The organism is Cyclobacterium qasimii M12-11B, from assembly GCF_000427295.1.
Taxonomy (GTDB): domain Bacteria; phylum Bacteroidota; class Bacteroidia; order Cytophagales; family Cyclobacteriaceae; genus Cyclobacterium; species Cyclobacterium qasimii.
This window is the reverse complement of sequence record NZ_ATNM01000120.1, coordinates 1-531: the sequence shown is the minus strand read 5'-3', so window position 1 is coordinate 531 and position 531 is coordinate 1. Positions and strand designations below refer to the sequence as shown.

Sequence of the window (531 nt, the reverse complement as noted above, 5' to 3'; positions counted from 1 at the left end):
GGTCCAGATCCCCTACATGCATCGCGTCTCCGTGCCCGAGCCCCGTTGAGTACAGGCCGGTTCCGTCATGATCGACAGCCATTGCGCCGTATATGATTTCATCTTTTCCGTCTCCGTCGACGTCCGCCACGCTTAAACTGTGGTTCCCCTGTCCTGCGTACGCTTCATGTCCCGGATGGTTGGAGTCAAATACCCAGCGTTTTTTGAGCCTTCCGTTTCTGAAATCGTATGCCACGAGCACGGCTCTCGTATAGTAGCCGCGCGCCATAACAAGGCTCGGCCGCTCCCCATCCAAATAAGCGATCCCGGCGAGAAAACGGTCCATCCTGTTTCCATAGCCGTCTCCCCAATCCTCCAGCTTGCCGCGGGGTGGTTCATATTCCACGGTCGTGAGTTCCTCACCGGTTTCTCCTTTAAACACGGTCAAATATTCCGGACCGGACAAAATTCTGCCCTGTTCGTTTCTAAAATCGGCATGCTCATCACCGATGATATGTCCTTTCCCGTCTGTTGTGCCGTCAGCTGTTTTCA

Annotated in this window: 1 pseudogene; it reads right to left on the bottom strand. The window is 54.4% G+C overall.

The window, feature by feature from the left end:
• A pseudogene (rhgX, locus tag ADICYQ_RS31255) lies at positions 1 to 531 on the bottom strand (rhamnogalacturonan exolyase); the annotation flags it as partial.